The following is a 19,596-nucleotide window of genomic DNA, read 5'->3' on the forward strand; positions in this document are numbered from 1 at the left end:
GTCCAGACGGTTGTCAGACGCACCGGTCACCCCGGGTGGCCGGCACGTCTGACACGGGGAGTGGCTCAGCCCTGCGCGGTGCCGCGCCAGCGGCCGATCGCGCGCATGACGTGGTAGATGACCAGGGCGGCGGCCGTGCCCAGCGCGATGCCGCCGAACTGCAGGTCGCCGGCCGTCCACGTGTAGTCGGCGATGCCGATGACGAGCGGGACCGCCGCGGTCGTCAGGTTCACCGGGTCGGAGAAGTCGACCTTCGCCTGCACCCAGATCCGGGCGCCGAGGATGCCGATCATGCCGTAGAGCATGGTCGTGACGCCGCCGAGCACACCCTCGGGGACGGTGTTGATGAGCGCGCCGAACTTCGGCGAGAGGCTGAGCAGCAGCGCACCGGCCGCCGCCACCCAGTAGGCGGCGGTGGAGTACACGCGGGAGGCAGCCATGACGCCGATGTTCTCCGCGTACGTCGTGGTGCCGGAACCGCCGCCCAGCCCGGCGAGGGTGGTCGCGACGCCGTCGGCCAGGAGCGCGCGGCCGGTGAGCCGGTCGTAGTTGCGGCCCGTCATGGCGGCCACCGACTTCACGTGTCCGACGTTCTCCGCGATGAGTACCAGCACCACCGGGAGGAACAGCCCGAGCACGGCCGGGTCGAACGACGGCGTGGTGAACGTCGGCAGGCCCACCCATGCCGCGCGGCCGACCGCCGTGAGATCCACCTCACCGCGCGCGGCGGCGAACGCGTACCCGACCACCACGCCGAGCAGGATCGCCAGGCGGCCGACGATGCCGCGGAACAGCACCTGGATCAGGATGATCGAGGCGAGGGTCACCACGGCCGTGAGCGGTGCCACCTGGAAGTTGTTCCAGGCCGCCGGCGCCAGGTTGAGGCCGATGAGCGCCACGATCACACCCGTCACGACGGGCGGCATCGCGAGCTGGATCCAGCGCGGCCCCGCGAAGTGCACCACCGTGCCGACGGCCGCGAGCAGCACGCCCGTGACGAGGATGCCGCCGAGCGCCACGGACTGCTCGCCGGTCGCCGTGACCGCCGTGATCGGCGCGATGAACGCGAAGCTCGACCCCAGGTAGCTTGGCAGCCTGTTCCCCGTGATGAGCAGGAAGCCGATGGTGCCGACCGCCGAGAAGAACAGCGTGGTCGCCGGGTCGAACTCCGTGATGACCGGCACCAGGAACGTCGCCCCGAACATCGCGACGACGTGCTGCAGGCCGATCCCGACGGTGCGCGGCCAGCTCAGCCGCTCGTCGGGGGCGACCACCTCGCCGGGGGTGATGTGCGCGCCGTCACCGTGCCGCTTCCAGCCGAGTCGCATCTGCTTGTCCTTGATCTCGCAACGGGTAAGTCGCGCGGATCTTAGTCGCAGGTGTCGCGGTACTCGCTGATCTCGGCGTCCGCGGCCGGCGGCGGGCAGAGGAACTGCTCGTACCGCTCGTCGTCGTCCACGTACCGCTTGAGCCAGGAGATGCTGTACCTGGCGATCGTCGTGTCGGGCACGTTGGGCGCGGAGTGCGTGGCGTCGCGGAGCTCGAGGTAGGCCTTCTCGCCGTCGGCCGGCAGCGACTCGTACATCGGCTCGGCGTGCGTCCGCACCCGGGCGATCGTGTCGTCCTCCGCGCCGATGACCAGCGTCGGCGTGGTGACCTCCGGGAACGTCTTGTCGATGTTCCACGGCGTCAGGGGCACGGCGGCCTGCAGCGCGGGGCGGTCCTTCGCGGCCTCCAGGCTGCCGCCGCCGCCCATCGAGTGACCCATCACGGCCAGCCGCTCGTGGTCGATCCGCGAGGCCACCGCCGTGCCCCGCAGGTAGTCGAGCGCCGCGAGGAGCTGGTCGCCGCGGCGGGCGGGCAAGTCCGCGGTGGAGCGGGTGTCGATGGTGAAGACGACGAAGCCCTGCGAGGCCAGCCGCGGGCCGAGCCAGGCGATGCTGGCCTGCGTGGCCGTGTAGCCGGGGGCGATGGCTACGGCGCCGAAGGTGCCCTCCGACGTGTCGGTCGGGTAGTAGACGGTGCCGCCACCGAAGCCCACGGCGGCGGCCCGGGAGATGACTATTGCTCCGACGTCGAAGAACCCCACGGGCGCCTCGATGCTCTCCTCCGTCGGGTCGGGGCCACGCTGGTAGCCGTCGTCGGCCACGGCGCTGGTCGGGCCGGCGACCAGGGTGGACGCGGCGAGCACGGAGGCGGCCAGAGCGGCGCGGACAGCACGAGAAAAGCTCTGCATGAGGTTCTCCTGAGGTGTGTCGCAACGAGCGGCTGACCCGACCCTAGGAAACATCTCTCCGCTCGGCCCGCCGAACGGGTGATCCGCCCCCGCGACGACGTCGGCGCCGCCGACGACAACGCCGACGGCGGGCGCGGACGACGGCGGCGGCCGCCGCGGGCGCGGATCACATCGTCAGCCGAGCTGCGGCCGCACCTCGCGCGCGATCAGGTCGAGGTGGTCAAGGTCGGCCAGGTCCAGCACCTGCAGGTAGACCCGCTGCACGCCGTCGGCCTCCAGGGCCTTGAGGCGGTCCACCGCCTCGGCGACCGTTCCGGCGATGCCGTGCTCGCGCAGCTCTGCCGGCTCGCGGCCGATCGCCGCGGCGCGCCGGGTGAACTCGGCCTCGTCCTTTCCGACGGCGGTCACGAGCGCCACCGACTGGATCATCGAGTCGGGCGTGCGCCCGGCGTCGGACAACGCCTTCTCGATGACCTTGATGCGCGGGCCGACGGCCGAGATCTGCGGGAAGGACTGGTTGTACTCGTCGGCGTACCGGGCCGCGAGCGCCGGCGTCCTGCGGGGGCCGCCGCCGCCCACGAGCACGGGGATCCGCCGCTGCACGGGCTTGGGCAGGGCCGGCGAGTCGACGAGCCGGTAGTGCTCGCCGGAGAAGGAGAACGTCTCGCCGGCCGGCGTGCTCCACAGCCCGGTGACGACGGCGAGCTGCTCCTCCAGGAGCCCGAACCGCTTGTCGGGGAACGGGATGCCGTAGGCGCTGTGCTCGGCGCCGAACCAGCCGGTGCCGAGGCCGAGCTCGACCCGGCCGCCCGACATCTGGTCCACCTGCGCCACCTGGATGGCGAGGACGCCGGGGTGGCGGAACGTCGCGGAGGACACCAGCGTGCCGAGCCGCACGGTCGACGTCTCACGGGCGAGGCCGGCGAGCGTGACCCAGGAGTCGGTGGGGCCGGGCAGGCCGTCGCTGCTGCCCATGGCGAGGTAGTGGTCGGAGCGGAAGAACGCACTGAACCCGAGTCGTTCGGTCGCCTGGGCGACGGCGAGCTGGTCGTCGTACGTCGCGCCCTGCTGGGGTTCGGTGAAGATGCGCAGGTCGAGAGTCACGCGCAGCACACTACGCTCGACCCCGTGACCGGCATCCGTTGGAGAAGTCTCGCCACCGTCCTCGCGGGCGGGGTGATCTTCCTGGTGTGCATGGTCGGCGTGGTGCTCGGTCACCTGTGGTCCGCCGTGCCCGGCGCGCTCGGCCTCTTGATAGCCGTGCGCGAGGTGCGTTACCTGCGCAGGCTGCGGTCAGGGAAGATCTCGGCCAATCAGGAAAATTCGCATCATGAACGCCATTCGTCATTCAAGGACTCTTCACGTCGCCCGGGGGGCACGCGGTAGCCTGCCTGGCATGACCGCCGTCCGTACCCACACGCACGCGCAGGCAGTCGACGCGGCGGTGGACCTGTTCACCCGGCAGGGGTACGAGGGAACCACCGTCGAGGAGATCGCCGACGCCGCGAAGGTCAGCCGTGCGACGTTCTTCCGCCGGTTCCGCTCGAAGGAGGACGTGGTCTTCGCCGACCACGAGCTGCTGCTCGAGGAGGTGGTGGTCATGCTGGCCGCCACCCGGCCCGACGCCCGCGCCAGCGAGGAGTCGGGGCACGACCTCGGCCGCTCGTGGGACCCCGACGTCGACCCGTACCTCGAGGTGTGCCGCGCGGCGCGCATGGTCTTCGACCACCATGTGGGCCAGCGCGAGACCTCGCTCGCCCGGTACGCGCTACTGCAGCAGGTCCCCGCCCTGCGCGACCGCGAGCTCGTCACCACGCACCGCTACGAGCGGGCGTTCACGCACTACCTGCGCGACACCCTGCCGCCGGAGCGGTCCGCCTCCACGGCGTCCATCGCCTTCGCGGCCTCCGTCGTCGCCGTGCACAACGCGATCCTGCGGCGCTGGCTGCGCACCCCCTCCCTCGACCTGCGGCCCGAGCTCGAGGAGGCGTTCGCCGACCTGCGGCGCGCCGCCGTCCTCGGCGCCGCAGCCAACGCCAAGGCCGACGACGGCGGCACGGCCGCCCGCCGGGTGGTCGTCACCGTCATCGACGGCCTGGCCGGGCCCGACGAGGTGGCCCGGGCCGTCCGGGACGCGCTCGTCTGAGCTGTGGCGGGCGCGACATTCTCGCGGGAATGGCGCCGTGGCATCCTGTGTTCCGCTAGACATCGTGCAGCAGCAGTTGCACACGTGCTCCGGGGTCGGTGAAATTCCGAGCCGGCGGTGATAGTCCGCGACCCGGGTCTCTCCTGCGGGAGAACCCGGCTGACCTGGTGAGATTCCAGGACCGACGGTGAAAGTCCGGATGGGAGGAAGCACGTGCGGCGCGCGCCGGCGACCCTTCGGGGCGGCGGCCGGGCGCCGTCGTCGGCGTCCTTGTGGCGCGCCAGCCCTCACCCCGGAGTCCCGTGTGGGACTTCGAGGAGAGGGAAAGAGACATGGACTGGTTCCGCGCCGCCTACGACGCGACGTTCCTGGTCGGCGACCAGCAGATCTACTGGCGCGAGGTGATCGGCAACCTGTTCGGGCTGGCGTCGGCGCTCGGTGGGCTGCGCCGCAAGGTGTGGGCCTGGCCGGTGGGCATCGTCGGCAACATCGTGCTCTTCACGGTCTTCATGGGCTCGTGGTTCGGCGAGACGACGCGGGCCGACATGCTGGGCCAGGCCGGCCGCCAGATCATGTTCATCGCCGTCTCGGTCTACGGCTGGTACCGCTGGCGGGAGACCCAGCGGCAGGGCGTCGACACCGTCGCGGTGCACCCCCGCTGGGCATCGTGGCGGGCCCGGGTCGGCCTGATCACCGGCATGGTCGCGGGCACGCTGCTCCTCACCCCGCTGTTCCGCGCCCTCGGCTCGTTCGAGCCGGTCTGGGCCGACGCGTGGATCTTCACCGGCTCGGTGCTCGCGACCTACGGCATGGCCAAGGGCTGGGTCGAGTTCTGGCTGATCTGGGTGGCCGTCGACCTCGTGGGCACGCCGCTGCTGTTCTCGGCCGGGTACTGGGCGACCGCCCTCATGTACGTGATCTACGGCGCGTTCACCCTGTTCGGGTTCTTCGCGTGGTGGCGCATCAACCGCCGCGAGACCGGCGACGCAACAGGGCTCGCCACGGCGTCGGCCTGAGCTGGGCGGCGCCGGCACGAGTCTGGGGCGAGCCGGAGATGAGACGTAGTCGCTTGACCTGATATCCGGTACCGGAGCACCATGGAGGCATGACTCAGACTCCCGGGGTAACGGCGCCCGACTACGACGTCACGCAGCCGCTCGACATCGACTTCGCCGGCGCCTTCGCCGACGTCACCGAGGAGGAGCGGGCCTGGCAGCTCGGCGTCCGCCGGTTCGTGCAGGACGAGGTCCTCCCCGTCATCGACGGCTACTGGGAGCGGTACGAGGTCCCGATGGACCTGGTCAAGCGCATGGCCGAGCTGGACTTCCTGCGCGACGGCGTGGACGTGCCCGGCTTCCCGAAGATCTCCAAGATGGCCGAGGGGCTGGCCGCGATGGAGATGTCGCGCGGCGACGGCTCGGTGACCACGATCTGCGGTGTGCAGGGCGGCCTCGCGCTGCGCTCGATCGTGATGCTCGGCTCCGACGAGCAGATCGAGAGGTATGCCGGCCCGATGGCCCGCGGCGAGATCCTGGGCGCGTTCGCGCTGACCGAGCCGACGCACGGCTCCGACTCGGTGGGCCTGGAGACCTCGGCGGTGCGGACCACCCGCGACGGCGTCGAGGGCTACGTGATCAACGGTGAGAAGAAGTGGATCGGCTTCGGCTCGATCGGCGACATCTCGGTGGTGTGGGCCCGGCTGGTCGGCGACGACGGCGACAACCAGGTCCACGGCTTCATCGTGCCCCAGAACGCCCCGGGCTACGACGCGAAGACCATCGAGGGCAAGGTCTCGCTGCGCGCCATCCACCAGGCGCACATCGTGCTGAACGACGTGTTCGTCCCGACCGACAGCCTGCTGCCGAAGTCGCGCTCCTTCAAGGACACCGGCCGCGTCCTGTTCGCCACCCGGCTGGGCGTCGCGTGGGGCGCCGTCGGCCAGGCCATCGCCTGCTACGAGGCCGCCGTGGCCTACTCGAAGCAGCGGGTGCAGTTCGGCCGGCCGCTCGCCGCGAGCCAGATGGTGCAGGAGCGCCTCACCAGGATGCTGTCGATCCTCACGCAGATGCAGCTCCTCGTGAAGCAGATGACCCGGCTCGACGAGGCCGAGCAGCTCACCGGCCCGCAGGCCTCGCTCGCCAAGTACACGTGCACGCGCGGCGCGCGCGAGATCGCCGCCATCGCCCGCGACCTGCTCGGCGGCAACGGCATCCTGCTGGAGAACCGGGTGGCCCGGCACTTCGCCGACATCGAGGCCCTGCACACCTACGAGGGCACCGAGAGCATGCAGGCGCTGATCATCGGCCGCGAGATCACCGGCACCAGCGCGTTCGCGTAACCCCGGTACGGGGGCGGGGTAGGGGCAACCCGACCCCCGTCCCGTGGGGTCGCATCATGTCCCGGGCGGGGGCACCGGCCTAGTGTCGTGCCCATGAGCAGCGATGACGGGCCACACCCCGGCGAGGAGCGCCCCGTCGACGAGCACGTCGCCCCGGCGCTCACCTCGGCCGACGGGTTCTTCCGGGCGCCGTTCCACCCAGCGACCTGGCGCGCCCTCGCCGCGCTCGCCGTCGGGTGGTTCTGGCACCTGACGGCCGGGCAGGTCCTGTGGATCCTCGTCCTGGTGTCGGCGGGCCTGGTCCCGGTGTTCGGCGCCGGGGTGCCGCTGCTCGCCGCGGCGCTGATCGCGGCACGCTGGTTCGGCGCGGCCGAGCGCGCCCGCATCGCCGCCCAGACCGGCGTCTCGATCCCCGCCCCGCGACCGCGTCCGGTGCCCCAGGGCTTCTGGCGCAGGCTGTGGGCGCCGGTCCGCGACGACCGCGCCTGGGCGGCCGCGCTCTACGCCTTCCTCGCCATGCTCGTCAGCACCGTCTTCTTCTCGGCGGCAACGGCCATGGCCGCCGGGGCGGTCGCCGCCGTGGTGTTCGTACCGCTGGGCCGGGGCAGCGCCCTCGCCGCGTGGTCCGGGCTGCCGTGGCCCGCCACCGTGGTCGGCGCGCTCGCCGGCGCCGTCCTGCTCGCCTGGGCCGGAGCCGCCCTCGCGCAGTACGGGTCGTACCTCGTGGTGCGCCTGGCCCGGTCCCTGCTGGGCCCGTCGGCCGCAGAGGTCGCCCGCGCCCGCGCCGCCGCGGCCGAGCAGGAGACCCGCGTCGCCGAGGCGGCCGCGCACACGGCCCGCGAGCGGGCCGCCGTCCTCCACGAGCGGGCGACCGTCCTCACCGAGTCGCGGACGGCGGCCGTCTCCGCCGCCGACACCGAACGCCGCCGCATCGAACGTGACCTGCACGACGGCGCCCAGCAGCGCCTCGTGGCCCTCGGCGTGGAACTGGGCGTGGCCCGCCGGCTGGCCGACAAGGACCCCGAGCACGCCGTGGCCGCGCTGGAGCTCGCGCACCGCGAGATCAAGGAGACCCTCGCCGAGCTGCGCGACCTGGTGCGCGGCATCCACCCTGCCGTCCTGGCCGACCGCGGGCTCGACGCCGCGCTGTCCGCGCTCGCGGGGCGCAGCCCGGTCCCCGTTCGTGTGCGGGTCTCGGGCGACCTCACGCCGGCGGGCTCCGCCGCGCAGGCCGCCGCCTACTTCGTGGTCGCGGAGGCCCTGACCAACGTTGCCAAGCACGCGGGCGCGGACTCCGTGTGGGTGGAGGCGGGCCTGGTGGGCGACGCCTCCGCCCCCGAGACGGCCCCGCTCCGCCTGCGCGTCGTGGTGCGCGACGACGGCAGGGGCGGCGCCGAGCTGTCCCCCGGCAGCGGGCTCGACGGCCTGCGCGGCCGGGTCGCCGCGCTGGACGGCACGTTCGAGCTCGACAGCCCGCCCGGCAAGGGCACCCGCCTGACCGTGGAGGTCCCGTGCGCATCGTGATCGCGGAGGACTCGGTCCTCCTCCTGGACGGTCTCACCCGCCTGCTCACCGCGGAAGGCCACACCGTGACGGGGCACAGCACGGCGGACGACCTGGTCCGTGCGCTCTCCGCGCCCGGCGCCGAGCTGCCCGACCTGCTCGTCACCGACGTCCGCATGCCGCCGTCGCACACCGACGAGGGGCTGCGCGCCGCCGTGCACCTGCGCAGCCTGCACCCCCACCTGCCGATCCTCGTGCTGTCCCAGTACGTGGAGCAGAGCTACGCGAGCGAGCTGTTTGCGCGCGGTGCGCGCGGCCTGGGCTACGTGCTCAAGGACCGTGTGGCCGACGTCGACGAGTTCCTCGACGCCGTGGCCAGGGTGTCCGACGGCGGGACCGTCGTGGACCCGGAGGTCGTCACCCAGATCATCGCCCGCCATCCCGGCTCCGACCTCGACGTCCTGACGTCCCGCGAGCGCGAGGTGCTCGCGCTCATGGCCGAGGGGCGCTCCAACGCCGCCATCGCGGACCGCCTCGTCGTGGGGCTGGCCGCGGTGGAGAAGCACGTCACCAACATCCTGACCAAGCTCGGCCTCCCGCCCGCCGCCGACGACCACCGCCGCGTGCTCGCCGTGCTGCGCTGGCTCGACCAGAACGGAGCACGCCCATGACCCAGCCCTACGTCCAGGACCAGCCATATCCCCCGGACCAGACCGCCTACCCGCCGGACCGGCCGACCGGCGACCCGACCCGCCGCGTCCTCACCACGGTCGGCATCGTCCTCGCCGCCGGCGTGGTCGCGTTCGGCGCGCTGTTCCTCGTCGACCTCGTGATGTACGAGACCGCCACCACCCACCGGTCCTACGACGCCGTCGGCACGGTGGAGCTCGTGGCCGACGGCGACGTGACCGTCGGTGCCGCAGAGGGCGACATCGAGGTGGACGCCATAGCGCACAGCGGCCTGCGGGAGCCCACGTACTCCGCGGACGTCTCGGCGAGCCGGCTCGAGGTGACGCACCGGTGCGAGTGGTTCGCCTTCGGACCCCGCTGCGCGGGCGAGCTCGACGTGACCCTGCCCGCGGGCACCGAGGTGGTGGTGCGCACGTCGAACGGCGACGTCGTCGCGAGCGGGGTGGCCGGCGAGGTGTCCGTGCACACCAACAACGGCACGGTCGAGGCGGCGGGCATCGGCGGCCCGCTGGTCGCGGAGTCCGACAACGGCGACATCGACGTCACGGACTCGGAGGCCGGCGTCGAGGCGTCGACCTCCAACGGCGAGATCTCCGTCGTCGGCGCGGACGGAACCGTCACCGCGGAGACGAGCAACGGCCGCATCACCCTCGACGCCGTGACCGGTGACGCCTCGGCGCACACCAGCAACGGGTCGGTCGAGATCTCGGCGGTGGACGGGGACGTGTACGCGGAGAGCAGCAACGGCCGGATCACCGTGACCGGCGACGGCGAGCCCGTCGCCCTGACGATGGAGACGTCGAACGGCGACGAGATCATCGAGGGCACGACGGACCCGGACGCCGAGCGCACGGTGGAGATCCGCAGCTCGAACGGCGACGTCGCCTACCTCGACGGCAACTGATCCGCCGCCGGCGCAACCGGGTGGTCGGGGCCCGTTATCCGCCGGTTTGCCGACGCCGCTCCCGATCAGTGCAAGGATGTGCCCCGTGCCGAGCCCGTCAGAGCTGTCGACAACGCCCAGGACCGTGGGCAGGGACGTCCTGCTGTCCACGCTTCGTGTCCTCTCCTCGTGGCCGGCCCTCTGGGTCGCGTTCGTGCTGGCTCACGGCTGGATAGTGCTGCAGACCTGGGTGTTCGAGGCGCAGATCCTCGGCGACGTGAACCTGTACGAGTGGTGGGTCCGCACCGGCGCGGAAACCGGGTGGTGGCCCGTCTTCGACTACGCGTGGGTGTATCCGCTCGGCGCCCTTGCGCCCATGGCCCTCCCCGCGCTGTTCACCGGCTCCACGCACGAGTACGACTGGGTGTGGCTGGGCATGGTGACGGCGGCGAACGCCGTCGCCGTCCTGCTGCTCGGCCGGGCGCGGCCGCGCGGGCCGGCCGCCGTCTGGTTCTGGCTCATCTTCCTGGTGGCGCTCGGGCCCATCTGGATCGGCCGCCTCGACGGCCTGCTCGCGCCGATCATCCTCATCGCGCTCCTCGTGGCGGCCCGGCGTCCGGCGCTCGCCATGACACTGGCCACCGTGGGCGCCTGGATCAAGATCGCGCCGGGCGCGGTGGCCATCGCGCTCGCCGCGACGTCGTCGAACCTCAAGAGCTTCGCCCGCAATGTCGTGCTGCCGGGTGCGGCGGTGTCCGCCGTCGTCATCGGCACCGCCTTCGCGGGCGGCGGGCAGAACAACGTGCTCGACGTGTTCGGCGAGCAGGGCGACCGGCAGCTCCAGGTCGAGGCGGTGGCGGCGACGCCGTTCACCCTGGCCCGCCTCTGGGACCCCTCCATCCAGGTGGAGTACGACGACGTCATCTACACCTACGAGGTGCTCGGCGACGGCGCCGACGCCGTGGCGCAGGCGCTCGACGTCGCGCTCCCCGTCGCGGCCCTGCTGATCGGCGCACTCGTCTGGTGGGCGGCCCGGCGCCGGCCCGACCGGGTGGGCGACGTCCTGCTGCTGGGCGCCGCCGCGGAGCTGCTGGCGCTGATCGTCTTCAACAAGGTGGGATCGCCGCAGTTCATCGCGTGGATCGGGCCGCCGGTCGCGGCGGGGATCGCGCTCGGCAGCCGCAGCCAGGGCACGCTCCGCACGTGGTTCCTGCCCGCGGTCGGCACGTTGGCCGTGGCGCGGCTGACCATGGAGATCTACCCGATCCGGTACGGGGAGTTCCTGGGCGGCTGGCCGCTGGCCACGAGTATCGGCGCGCTGCGCAACCTGCTCCTCGTCGCGCTGCTGGTGGGCGCGGTCGCCCGGCTGGTCGAGCTCGTGCGCGCCCGCCGGGTGACGTCCATAGCCGACTGAGGGTCTGCCCAGGGAGTTTCCTCATGCCGGGCCGGCCGCGGCTCCGCTACGGTCAGGAACGTGACATCTCGCGTACCGGTAACCGTCCCGACGCCGCCCGTTCCCCGGCTCGACGCACGGAAGACCTCGTCCGGACATAGACGACCGGCAGGTTCGTAGAGTGCGAGTAGCTATCGTTGCGGAGAGTTTCCTCCCGCAGGTCAACGGGGTCACGAATTCCGTCCTGCGGGTCCTCGAGCATCTGCATGAGCGGGGGGACCAGGCGATGGTCCTCGCGCCCGACGCCGACGCCTCGATCGGTCATGTCCCACCCTTCGTGAGCGGGGCGCCCGTGGTCGAGCTCGGCTCGATCGGCTTTCCCGGCTACCCGGACGTGCGGCTCGTCGTCGGCAAGAAGTGGCGCACCGAGCGCACGCTGGCCACGTTCGCGCCCGACGTCGTCCACCTCGCCTCGCCGTTCATCCTCGGCTGGCGCGGCATCCTCGCAGCGGAGCGGCTGCGCCTGCCGAGCGTCGCCGTCTACCAGACCGAGGTGCCCGGGTACGCGGCGCGCTACGGCCTCGGCCACTTCGAGCCGCTGCTGTGGAAGCGGGTCAAGGACATCCACGAGCGCGCGACGATGACGCTCGCGCCGTCGACCGCGACCATCCAGCAGCTCGAGCAGCGCGGCATCCCCAACCTGCGCCTGTGGGGGCGGGGCGTGGACACGGAGGCGTTCCACCCGCGGTTCCGGGACGAGGCGTGGCGCCGCAAGGTCGGTGCCGGCCGCGAGATCCTCGTGGGCTACGTGGGCCGCCTGGCCGCCGAGAAGCAGGTGGAGGCGCTGCGCGTGGTGCAGAACCTGCCGGGCGTGCGCCTCGTGATCGTCGGCGACGGGCCCGAGCGGGACGCCCTGCGGCAGATCCTCCCCGCGGCGCACTTCACCGGGCTGCTGCGTGGTGCAGAGCTGGCGCGGGCCATGGCGAGCCTCGACGTGTTCGTGCACCCGGGCGAGCTCGAGACCTTCGGCCAGACGCTGCAGGAGGCGCACGCGAGCGGTGTCCCGGTGGTGGCGCCAGCGGCGGGCGGCCCGCTGGACATCGTCAGGCACTCCCACGACGGCTGGTTGTACTCTCCAGGTGACCACGAGGCGCTCCGCGAACGCGTCATCGACCTGGTGGGCGACGAGCGCAAGCGGCGAGCCTTCGGCACCGCGGCGCGTGAGCGCGCCGAGGGCCGGACGTGGCACGACATCTGCTCCGAGCTGATGGAGCACTACGACGACGCGATCCGGGTGCACGCGAAGGCCGGCTCAGCGGAGGTATAACTTGCGAATCGTCCACGTCGCGAACTTCTACGCCCCCCGCTCAGGGGGCATCCGAACTGCGATGCACGCCATCGCCGGGCAGTATTTGTCCCGGGGGCACGAACCCGTGCTCGTCGTGCCAGGCAAGCGGGACGGGGTATCGCTCGTGGACGGAGTCCGGGTGGTCAACCTGGCAGCGCCGCGTGTGCCGTTCTCCGGCGGGTACCGCGCCGTGGTGCAGCCCGGCAAGATGCGCGGCCTGCTGGAGACGCTGGCACCCGACCGCCTCGAGGTGAGCGACCGCACCACCCTCGCCGGCCTGGGCGACTGGGCGAGCGAGGCGGGCGTCCCGTCGCTGATGATGCTGCACGAGCGGGTCGACGGCGTGCTGCGGTCCTGGCTCCCCGGCGGGGCCGAGGGCGGACGCGCGGCCGGGTTCGGTGCCGCGACGACGCCGGCCCTCGCCGACCGCTACAACCTCGCGACGCTGACCCGGTTCGACCGGCTGGTTGCCACCACCCAGTTCGCGGCGGGCGAGGTGGAGCGCCTCGCCGCCCGGTCACGGGGCGTCGCGCTCCCGCCGCTGTACCGGGTGCCGCTGGGGGCAGACCTGGAGCAGTTCCGGCCCGACCGGTACTCGGACGAGGTGCGCGCCGAGTACGCGCCGCCCGGCACCGCGCTGATCGTGCTCGCGAGCCGCCAGTCCGCGGAGAAGCGGCCGGACCTCGCGATCGACGCCGCCGCCCAGCTCGTGCGGGACGGGCGCGCCGTGCGGCTCGTCGTGGCGGGCTCCGGGCCGCTCCTGCCGAAGATGCGGCGCCGGGCGGAGGCCGCCGGCCTGCCGCACCGGTTCCTCTCGTTCATCCCGGACCGCGACCGGCTCGCAACCCTGCTGAGCTGCGCCGACGTCGTCATCGCGCCGGGGCCCATCGAGACGTTCGGGCTCGCCGCGCTGGAGGCGCTGGCGTCCGGGACGCCGGTGGTGTGCAGCTCGTCGAGCGCGCTGCCCGAGATCGTCGGCACGGCGGGCGCCGCGGCCGCACCGGACGCGGCGGCCCTCGCACTGGCACTGCACGAGGTGCTGGACCGCGACGCGCAGGAGCGGCGCAAGGCGGCCCGCGCCCGCGCCGAGCTCTTCCCGTGGAGCGCCACGGGCGACGCGATGCTGGAGCTGCACTCGCGCAGGGCCTTCGACCTGCGGCCCGACCCGGTGGGCCCCGACCTGGCCCGGCTCGACCACGTACCGCCCGCACCGGTGGTCCAGGACCCGACGCCCCCGATCCACGTGGGCACTGTGGGGCGACGGTGAGATGACGGCGCCGGCGGGACGCGAGCGTTGCTTCCGGATGGTCGCCCTCGGCGACTCGATCACGGTGGGGGTCGGCGACACCGTCGGCCTGGACGCCGTGCACGGCGCCGGCTGGGCCGCACACCTGGCCGCGGTGCTCGGTGTCGACGAGTTCACCAACCTCGCCACCAACGGCGCCCGCTCCCACGACGTCGCGGAGACCCAGCTCGACGCGGCGCTCGCCCTGCGGCCGCAGCTCGCGACCGTGCTGGTGGGCGGCAACGACGTGCTCCGCAGCGACTTCGACGCCCGCCTCACGCTCGCTGACCTGCACCACTGCGTCAGCAGGCTGGTCGACGCCGGGACGTCGGTCGTGCTCGTGCGGCTGCCGGTGATCGGCCTCTTCGAGCTCGCCCCGCAGCTGGTGCGGCGGGTGATGCGGCGTCGGGTCGCGGCGATCAACGCGGCGGTCGAGGAGGTCGCGGCGACCATGCGGGCCAGCGAGGCGGAGGCTGGGGACGGTGGGGCTGGTTCGGTCGCTGGTGGGGGGCCGGCGGTGAGATTGTTCTCTGGTGGGTCGGTGGCGGGGTTGGTGCCTGGTGGTGGGCCAGTGCCGAGCTCGGTCCCTGGTGGTGGGCCGGCGCCGAGTTCGGCCCCTAGCACCGGGCCGACGTCGAGTTCGGTCGGTGGCACTGAAATCGGTCCATTAATGGACCGATCTCAAGGCAAGGGACCGACTTCAGCGCCGGACGACGGCAATGGGCCGAACTCGGCGCGCGGGCGGGTCGTCGTCGTCGATGCCGTGCGGGCGATCGCTCCCGCCGGAGCCAAGGCCTGGCACGTCGACCGGGTGCACCCCTCGCCGGCCGGGCACCGGCGGCTGGCGCTGGCCGTCGCGGTGGCGCTGGCGGACATGGATCCGGCGTACGACGTCGTCCACAACTCGGCCGTGCTCTCCCACGAGGCACCCGGTGCGACCTCCGAAGAGGTACCCGCCACGGTCTCCGGCGAGGCAACCGGTGCGACCTCCCAAGAGGCACCCGCCGCGGTCTCCGGCGAGGCGCGCGACGACGTCTACGGACGAGCGGTCGCCGACGGGCGAGCCCCGGCCGGCGACGGGCGAGCCCCGGCCAACGGACTGGCTGCGGCTCGCAATGAACCAGCAACCAACAGGCGAGCCGCGGCTGCCACCGGACCAGCAGCGGCTGACGGACGAGCCCCGGCCAACGGACGAGCTGCCGCTGGCACCGGACCAGCAACAACCAATAGACGAGCCGCAGCCGAGGCCAGGATGGCCGCCCTTGCCGCCCGCCTCCCCGACGCGCCCGACCCGCCGTCGGTGTGGCAGCGAGTGGTCTGGCTGGTGCGGGCCGGGCTCCCATGGTGCGTGCGCAGGGGCCGAGACTTCCTGCCCGGCCTGCTCCGCGCCGTCGTGCACGACCTGCGTTCGGAGCGGGCGTTCAAGCCGGGCGGCATGGTGACCAGCTTCGCCGACTCGGGCTTGGACCCCCGCCGCCGCATCGGCCGAAGCTGACCGGCCGGTACCTGTTCTGGGGGCGCAGGGCGTCAGGCGGACAACGCGGCGTCTCCCGCGCCCCGCGGTCGCATGGCGTCGATGATCCGCGTCCAGTTGTCGCCTCCGTGGCCCTGCTCACGGACCCAGGTGTAGTAGGCCTGGACCGCGGCGGGCAGGCCGCTGTCCACGCCGGCCGCCTCGCTGGCGGCGACGATGTGGTCGGCGGTCGCGCCCATCATCGTCGCCGTGCTCAGGTGGCCGGGGTGCTCACCGGCCTCGATCTGCGCACCGACGTTCTCACCCACGCTCAGCATGTCCGGGATCTCGGCCAGGGTTCGTATCAGCTCGGGTATCCCGCGCGTCGCACCGATCCCGCCGGTCTCCAGCAGCGCGGCGGCGTGCAGGAGCGAGGCGAGCGAGGTGAGGAACACGTCGAGGTGGGCCTGATACATGAGCTGTGCCAGGCCGGGATCCTCGCCCAGGTACTGCGGCGCGCCGATCGTGGCCAGCGGCTCGCGGTGGGCCTCCAGCACCTCGGCCGGGCCGCTGTAGTAGACGTACGCCGCCTCGGTGCCCACCATCGGGGCCGGTGTCATCACACCGCCGGTCAGGAACCGCGCGCCGTGCTCGGCCGCCCAAGCGGCTCCCTCGCGCGTGCGGTCCGGCGAGTCCGAGCTCAGGTTGACGATGGTGCGGCCCGCGAGCGACTCCGTCGCGGGGCCGAGGATGTCGTGCATCGCCTGGTAGTCGGTGAGGCTGAGGATGACGAGCTCGCTCGCCGCGACGGCGTCCGCGGGCGTGGCGGCGAGCTTCGCGCCGGCGGTGACGACGTCGGCGGCGCGGCTCGGCGTCCGGTTCCAGACGGTGACCTGGTGGCCCGCGCGCAGCAGGCTGTGGACCATGGCCTGCCCCATCGGGCCGAGGCCGATCAGGGTGACGGGTGTGCTCATCGGACGGTCTCCTCGTCGGCAGGTCCGGCAGGTGCGGCAAGTGCGGCGCGTTCGGCACGGTCCGCGCGCAGGCTCTCGTAGATGCGGGCGAAGCCCTCGGCCCCGTGCCCGGCGGCGATCTGCCGGCTGATCAGCTCCTGCACCGCTGCGACGGGTGCCGGGTCGACGCCCTGCTCCTCGCTCGCGCGCACGATGTGGCTGAGGTCGGAGAACTCCAGGCTCTGCTGGCCGGCCACGCTGTAGTCGCCGCCGTCGATCACGCGGGCGTCGAGCGCGAAGGCAGCGGTCATCGCGCTCAGGAACGGGGTGGCTCGCGCCGCGAACTCGGTGGCGGTCATGCCTGCGGAACCGGCCATCGCGGCGCCGTGCAGGAACCCGGCGAACATCGTGTACATGCCCGAGAGCATGGCCAGGTCGAAGAGCGAGGCCAGGCCGCTGTCGGCGCCGTCGTAGGTGCTGGTGCCCCAGCGGTCGACCACCGGGCGGACGGCGTCGAACACCTCCCGGGAGCCGCTGTACAGGATCGCGGCCTCCGGGGTGCCGATCATGGGCGGGGTCGCCATGATCGCGCCGTCGAGGTAGCGGACGCCGTACGCGGTGGCCCACGTGGCGAGCTCGCGCGCCTCGTTCGGCGTGGTGGTGGTCAGGTTCACCAGCGCGCTCCCCCGCATCAGGCCGACGACCGGGTCGAGGGTCTCGTGCACGGAGGCGTGGTCGAGCAGGCAGGCGATGACCAGCGGGTGGGCCGTGACGGCGTCCGCGATCGACGACGCCGGCGTGGCGCCCCGGGCGCTCAGGGCGGCGGACCGTCCGGGGCTGCGGTTCCAGACGGTCACGTCGTGTCGGGCGTCGAGCAGGGTGGTGGCGAGGGCGCTGCCCATCGCACCCAGGCCCAGCACCGTCACGCCGGTGCCTTGGGGGTCGGTCATCAAGGATCTCCTCGGTGAGTGGGTACCTGCCCATGCTCGGCGCGGAACGTACGATCGTGGAAGTACCCACTATTTACTGGGGTACTTACTTGTTCGTAAGTACCCCGTCAGGAGAGCACACGATGGCGAAGGCACCCCGCACCGGCCCCTACATCTGCGGCATCGACGCGGCCCTCGACGTCGTCAGCGGCAAGTGGAAGGGCCTGATCCTCTGGGAGCTCGACGAGCACGGCACGCGCCGGTTCGCCGAGCTGCGCCGCGGCCTGCCCGGCGTCAGCGAGAAGATGCTGACCCAGCACCTCCGCGAGCTGGAGGCGGACGGGCTCGTGCGCCGGCAGGTGTACGCGGAGGTGCCGCCCCGCGTCGAGTGCTCCCTCACGGAGCACGGCCGCACGCTGAATGCCGCCCTCGCGCCGCTCGGGGCCTGGGGCGTCGCTCGGATCCGGCGCGAGGGATCAGAGCTGGTCGAGCATCGCGACGCCGCTGCCCTCCCCCGGCCCTGAGGAGATGCGGCGGGGCGCGGCCGTGCCGGTCAGGACAGCGGCATCAGCCCGCGCTCGGTGAAGACCTTCTTCGCGACGCCGACGGCGTTCAGGGCGCGCGGGAACCCGCAGTAGACGGAGCTGTGCAGAAAGACCTCGATGATCTGCTGCGGGGTCAGCCCGACGTTGAGCGACGCGCCGACATGCACCTCGAGCTGCGCCTCGCTGCCGCCGAGCGCGGTGAGTATGCCGAGGGTCACGAGCTGCCGCTGCTGCGGTTCCAGCTCGGGCCGGGAGTAGATGTCCCCGTACCCCCAGGCGACGATCTGGTGCCCGAGCTCGGGGGCGATGTCGGCCAGCGAGTCGATCACGTTGTGGCCGGGGTCGTCGTGAATGGAATCGAGAACCGCCTTGCCGGATGCGAACCGCTCCGCGCGTGACGTCTCGTTCTCGGTCATCGTTTCTCCTTCTGAGCTGCCGACATGGGTGACGGAGGCTCGTTCGACGGGCAGGAGCTGTGCGCCGGTGGGCGCGCTCCCAGTCCAGCCGACGGCGGGTTGGGGGCGCAATACCACCCTGGTGATATATGCGCAGGTCAGGACCTTCGGACGGTCAAGCAGGGTCGGTTGCGGTCAGCACAACCAGAGTCTTGTCGTCATGGCACTTGGCTCGGGGCCATCGACGGCCGTCCGGGTCGGCCTCCTCGGCGTCGTGGATCCGGGCGAGCACAGCGGCCGGACCCTGCGCGGCAGCGTCACGATGGATCGTCGTCCAGGTGGCGCCCGTAGCGTAGCGCTCCAGCTCGACGCCATCGCTCGCCAGCAGCACGCCGACGACGCCGGCGCGGTCCGTCGTACTCGTGAGGCCGTGCCACGCGGCCTCGGGCTCCACGCCCGCGATCCAGAAGCCGCCCGCCGTGTTCCGCCGTCGAGCCTGCTCGGCCTGAAGCTGGATCAGCGCGGCGCGGTGCTCGCCGTCATACCCGTGGCCGGCGGCCAGGCGGTCGCGGTACCGCGTGCGCTCCGCCACGGCGACCTGATCGATGCGCGAGTCCGTGTGAACGGCCTCGGTGCCGTCGGCACCGATCAGGACGGCAACGCTGTCGCCAAGGACGTAGGGTTTCGATGCGCGCTTCGTCCCAGCGGACGACGGCAACGGTGCTGGTGGGCGCGGTCTCGGCGATCAGCCCGTGGGTGTCGCGGACCTCGGCGATGGCCTGTGCCACGGCTTCCGCGATCGGCTGGGCTGGGTCCGTGGTCAGGGCGACGCGGAGAGCTTCGCCGAGTTGCCCGGCGTACCAGCCGGGATCGTGTGAACGGTCACCGGCGACCGAAGTGGCGCCGTCGAGCACGATGGCGAACCCGTCTCCGAGCACGTGGCGGTCCTGGTTGTTGTGGCTGCCGGCGAGGGTTGCGGCGCGGGGGTTCACTGGCTGCCGTCCGGGCGGGACCTCAAGTAGTCCTGCACCACCGGCGCAAAGCCGTGCGGCACGTAGTCGCTGAGCTTGTCGAGAGCGACCCATGCAAGGTCGGTGAGCTCGTCGATGTCCGCGACGTGGGCGGTTCCGGCTTTGACGGTGCACGCCACGTAGCCCATCCGCCGCCCCGTGCTCGGGTGGACGCGCTCCCCCAGCATCTCGACGGCCTCGACGGTGAGCCCAGTCTCTTCAGCCGTTTCTCGCACCGCTGCTTGCTCGAAGGTCTCATCCTGCTCGACGGCGCCGGCCGGGAACTGCCAGGACAGCGAGCCCTCCGAGACGCGGCGCCGGACCAGGACGAGACGCCCGTCCTGAACGACGACCGCCGCGGCGATGGCCGGCTTGGCTTCGCCGACAGCGTCACGGAGGTCGGCGGCAACTCTGGGCTTCGCCTCAGACATGGCTCCAACCCTAGGGGGGCGGGCGTGACCCTAGTCTTGTCTCGTGCAGCCGACGGTT

Annotated in this window: 20 protein-coding genes and 1 riboswitch; of the genes, 12 read left to right on the forward strand and 8 right to left on the reverse strand. The window is 72.4% G+C overall.

Translation table 11 applies throughout. The features are described 5' to 3' along the window. Nucleotides 1-65 precede the first annotated feature (65 nt). The 3 genes from AC0QU1_RS24730 to AC0QU1_RS24740 all read right to left on the reverse strand — a co-directional run bounded on the left by AC0QU1_RS24730 (nt 66) and on the right by AC0QU1_RS24740 (nt 3,340). Nucleotides 66-1,328 carry a uracil-xanthine permease family protein gene (locus AC0QU1_RS24730; RefSeq protein WP_483573221.1) on the reverse strand — a complete coding sequence of 421 codons (1,263 nt, stop codon included), beginning with the start codon at nt 1,326-1,328 and terminating at the stop codon, nt 66-68. Nucleotides 1,329-1,369: 41 nt separating this feature from the next. Further along, entirely contained in the window at nt 1,370-2,236 is an 867-nt protein-coding gene (locus tag AC0QU1_RS24735) for a poly(ethylene terephthalate) hydrolase family protein (protein ID WP_483573223.1), read from the reverse strand. 174 nt (nt 2,237-2,410) lie between these two features. Next, the gene (locus AC0QU1_RS24740) at nt 2,411-3,340 is read right to left on the reverse strand and encodes an LLM class F420-dependent oxidoreductase (protein ID WP_483573224.1); all 930 of its coding nucleotides are present in this window, start codon (nt 3,338-3,340) and stop codon (nt 2,411-2,413) included. A gap of 24 nt (nt 3,341-3,364) precedes the next feature. Between AC0QU1_RS24740 and AC0QU1_RS24745 the strand changes: the two genes are divergently transcribed. From AC0QU1_RS24745 to AC0QU1_RS24795, 11 genes are all read left to right on the forward strand, one after another. Further along, entirely contained in the window at nt 3,365-3,622 is a 258-nt protein-coding gene (locus AC0QU1_RS24745; protein WP_483573225.1) for a hypothetical protein, read from the forward strand. A gap of 10 nt (nt 3,623-3,632) precedes the next feature. After that, nucleotides 3,633-4,382 carry a TetR/AcrR family transcriptional regulator gene (locus tag AC0QU1_RS24750; RefSeq protein WP_483573227.1) on the forward strand — a complete coding sequence of 250 codons (750 nt, stop codon included), beginning with the start codon at nt 3,633-3,635 and terminating at the stop codon, nt 4,380-4,382. Between the two features lie 80 nt (nt 4,383-4,462). Next, nucleotides 4,463-4,599, forward strand: a riboswitch (FMN riboswitch). Nucleotides 4,600-4,714: 115 nt separating this feature from the next. Further along, the gene (gene pnuC, locus AC0QU1_RS24755; RefSeq protein WP_483573228.1) at nt 4,715-5,398 is read left to right on the forward strand and encodes a nicotinamide riboside transporter PnuC; all 684 of its coding nucleotides are present in this window, start codon (nt 4,715-4,717) and stop codon (nt 5,396-5,398) included. 89 nt (nt 5,399-5,487) lie between these two features. Further along, nucleotides 5,488-6,720 (forward strand): acyl-CoA dehydrogenase family protein, encoded by a 1,233-nt coding sequence (locus AC0QU1_RS24760; protein ID WP_483573230.1) that lies wholly within the window; start codon nt 5,488-5,490, stop codon nt 6,718-6,720. A 93-nt stretch (nt 6,721-6,813) separates the two neighbouring features. Then, nucleotides 6,814-8,244, forward strand: coding sequence for a sensor histidine kinase (locus AC0QU1_RS24765; RefSeq protein ID WP_483573232.1), 1,431 nt, complete (start codon nt 6,814-6,816; stop codon nt 8,242-8,244). Beyond that, a complete protein-coding gene (locus tag AC0QU1_RS24770; RefSeq protein ID WP_483573233.1) occupies nt 8,232-8,894 on the forward strand; it encodes a response regulator in 663 nt (220 codons plus the stop codon). Before AC0QU1_RS24765 ends, AC0QU1_RS24770 begins: the two co-directional genes overlap by 13 nt. After that, nucleotides 8,891-9,817: a DUF4097 family beta strand repeat-containing protein gene (locus AC0QU1_RS24775; protein ID WP_483573235.1), complete on the forward strand. Its 927-nt coding sequence runs from the start codon at nt 8,891-8,893 to the stop codon at nt 9,815-9,817. Before AC0QU1_RS24770 ends, AC0QU1_RS24775 begins: the two co-directional genes overlap by 4 nt. A 76-nt stretch (nt 9,818-9,893) precedes the next feature. Then, on the forward strand, nt 9,894-11,210 hold the full coding sequence (locus AC0QU1_RS24780) for a glycosyltransferase 87 family protein (RefSeq protein ID WP_483573237.1): 1,317 nt from the start codon (nt 9,894-9,896) through the stop codon (nt 11,208-11,210). 160 nt (nt 11,211-11,370) lie between these two features. Beyond that, nucleotides 11,371-12,516: a glycosyltransferase family 4 protein gene (locus tag AC0QU1_RS24785; RefSeq protein ID WP_483573238.1), complete on the forward strand. Its 1,146-nt coding sequence runs from the start codon at nt 11,371-11,373 to the stop codon at nt 12,514-12,516. Between the two features lie 61 nt (nt 12,517-12,577). Next, nucleotides 12,578-13,804, forward strand: coding sequence for a glycosyltransferase (locus AC0QU1_RS24790; protein WP_483616333.1), 1,227 nt, complete (start codon nt 12,578-12,580; stop codon nt 13,802-13,804). 1 nt (nt 13,805) lies between these two features. Further along, a complete protein-coding gene (locus tag AC0QU1_RS24795) occupies nt 13,806-15,317 on the forward strand; it encodes a GDSL-type esterase/lipase family protein (protein WP_483573240.1) in 1,512 nt (503 codons plus the stop codon). A 32-nt stretch (nt 15,318-15,349) separates the two neighbouring features. Here the strand turns inward: AC0QU1_RS24795 and AC0QU1_RS24800 are convergent, their stop codons facing one another. Continuing rightward, complete coding sequence (locus AC0QU1_RS24800) at nt 15,350-16,249, reverse strand: NAD(P)-dependent oxidoreductase (RefSeq protein ID WP_483573241.1); 900 nt, start codon at nt 16,247-16,249, stop codon at nt 15,350-15,352. Then, nucleotides 16,246-17,178, reverse strand: coding sequence for an NAD(P)-dependent oxidoreductase (locus AC0QU1_RS24805; RefSeq protein WP_483573243.1), 933 nt, complete (start codon nt 17,176-17,178; stop codon nt 16,246-16,248). Before AC0QU1_RS24805 ends, AC0QU1_RS24800 begins: the two co-directional genes overlap by 4 nt. Nucleotides 17,179-17,300: 122 nt before the next feature. Here AC0QU1_RS24805 and AC0QU1_RS24810 point away from each other — a divergent pair, with 122 nt between their 5' ends. Continuing rightward, nucleotides 17,301-17,681 carry a winged helix-turn-helix transcriptional regulator gene (locus AC0QU1_RS24810; RefSeq protein WP_483573245.1) on the forward strand — a complete coding sequence of 127 codons (381 nt, stop codon included), beginning with the start codon at nt 17,301-17,303 and terminating at the stop codon, nt 17,679-17,681. Nucleotides 17,682-17,710: 29 nt separating this feature from the next. Here AC0QU1_RS24810 and AC0QU1_RS24815 read toward each other — a convergent pair whose 3' ends face one another. The 3 genes from AC0QU1_RS24815 to AC0QU1_RS24825 all read right to left on the reverse strand — a co-directional run bounded on the left by AC0QU1_RS24815 (nt 17,711) and on the right by AC0QU1_RS24825 (nt 19,538). Further along, nucleotides 17,711-18,118, reverse strand: a complete 408-nt coding sequence (locus AC0QU1_RS24815; RefSeq protein ID WP_483573247.1) for a carboxymuconolactone decarboxylase family protein — start codon at nt 18,116-18,118, stop codon at nt 17,711-17,713. A gap of 154 nt (nt 18,119-18,272) precedes the next feature. Then, on the reverse strand, nt 18,273-18,689 hold the full coding sequence (locus AC0QU1_RS24820) for a hypothetical protein (RefSeq protein ID WP_483573248.1): 417 nt from the start codon (nt 18,687-18,689) through the stop codon (nt 18,273-18,275). Between the two features lie 396 nt (nt 18,690-19,085). Then, nucleotides 19,086-19,538, reverse strand: a complete 453-nt coding sequence (locus tag AC0QU1_RS24825) for an NUDIX hydrolase (RefSeq protein WP_483573250.1) — start codon at nt 19,536-19,538, stop codon at nt 19,086-19,088. Nucleotides 19,539-19,596: the final 58 nt, after the last annotated feature.

It is taken from the genome of Promicromonospora noduliphila, from assembly GCF_056951025.1.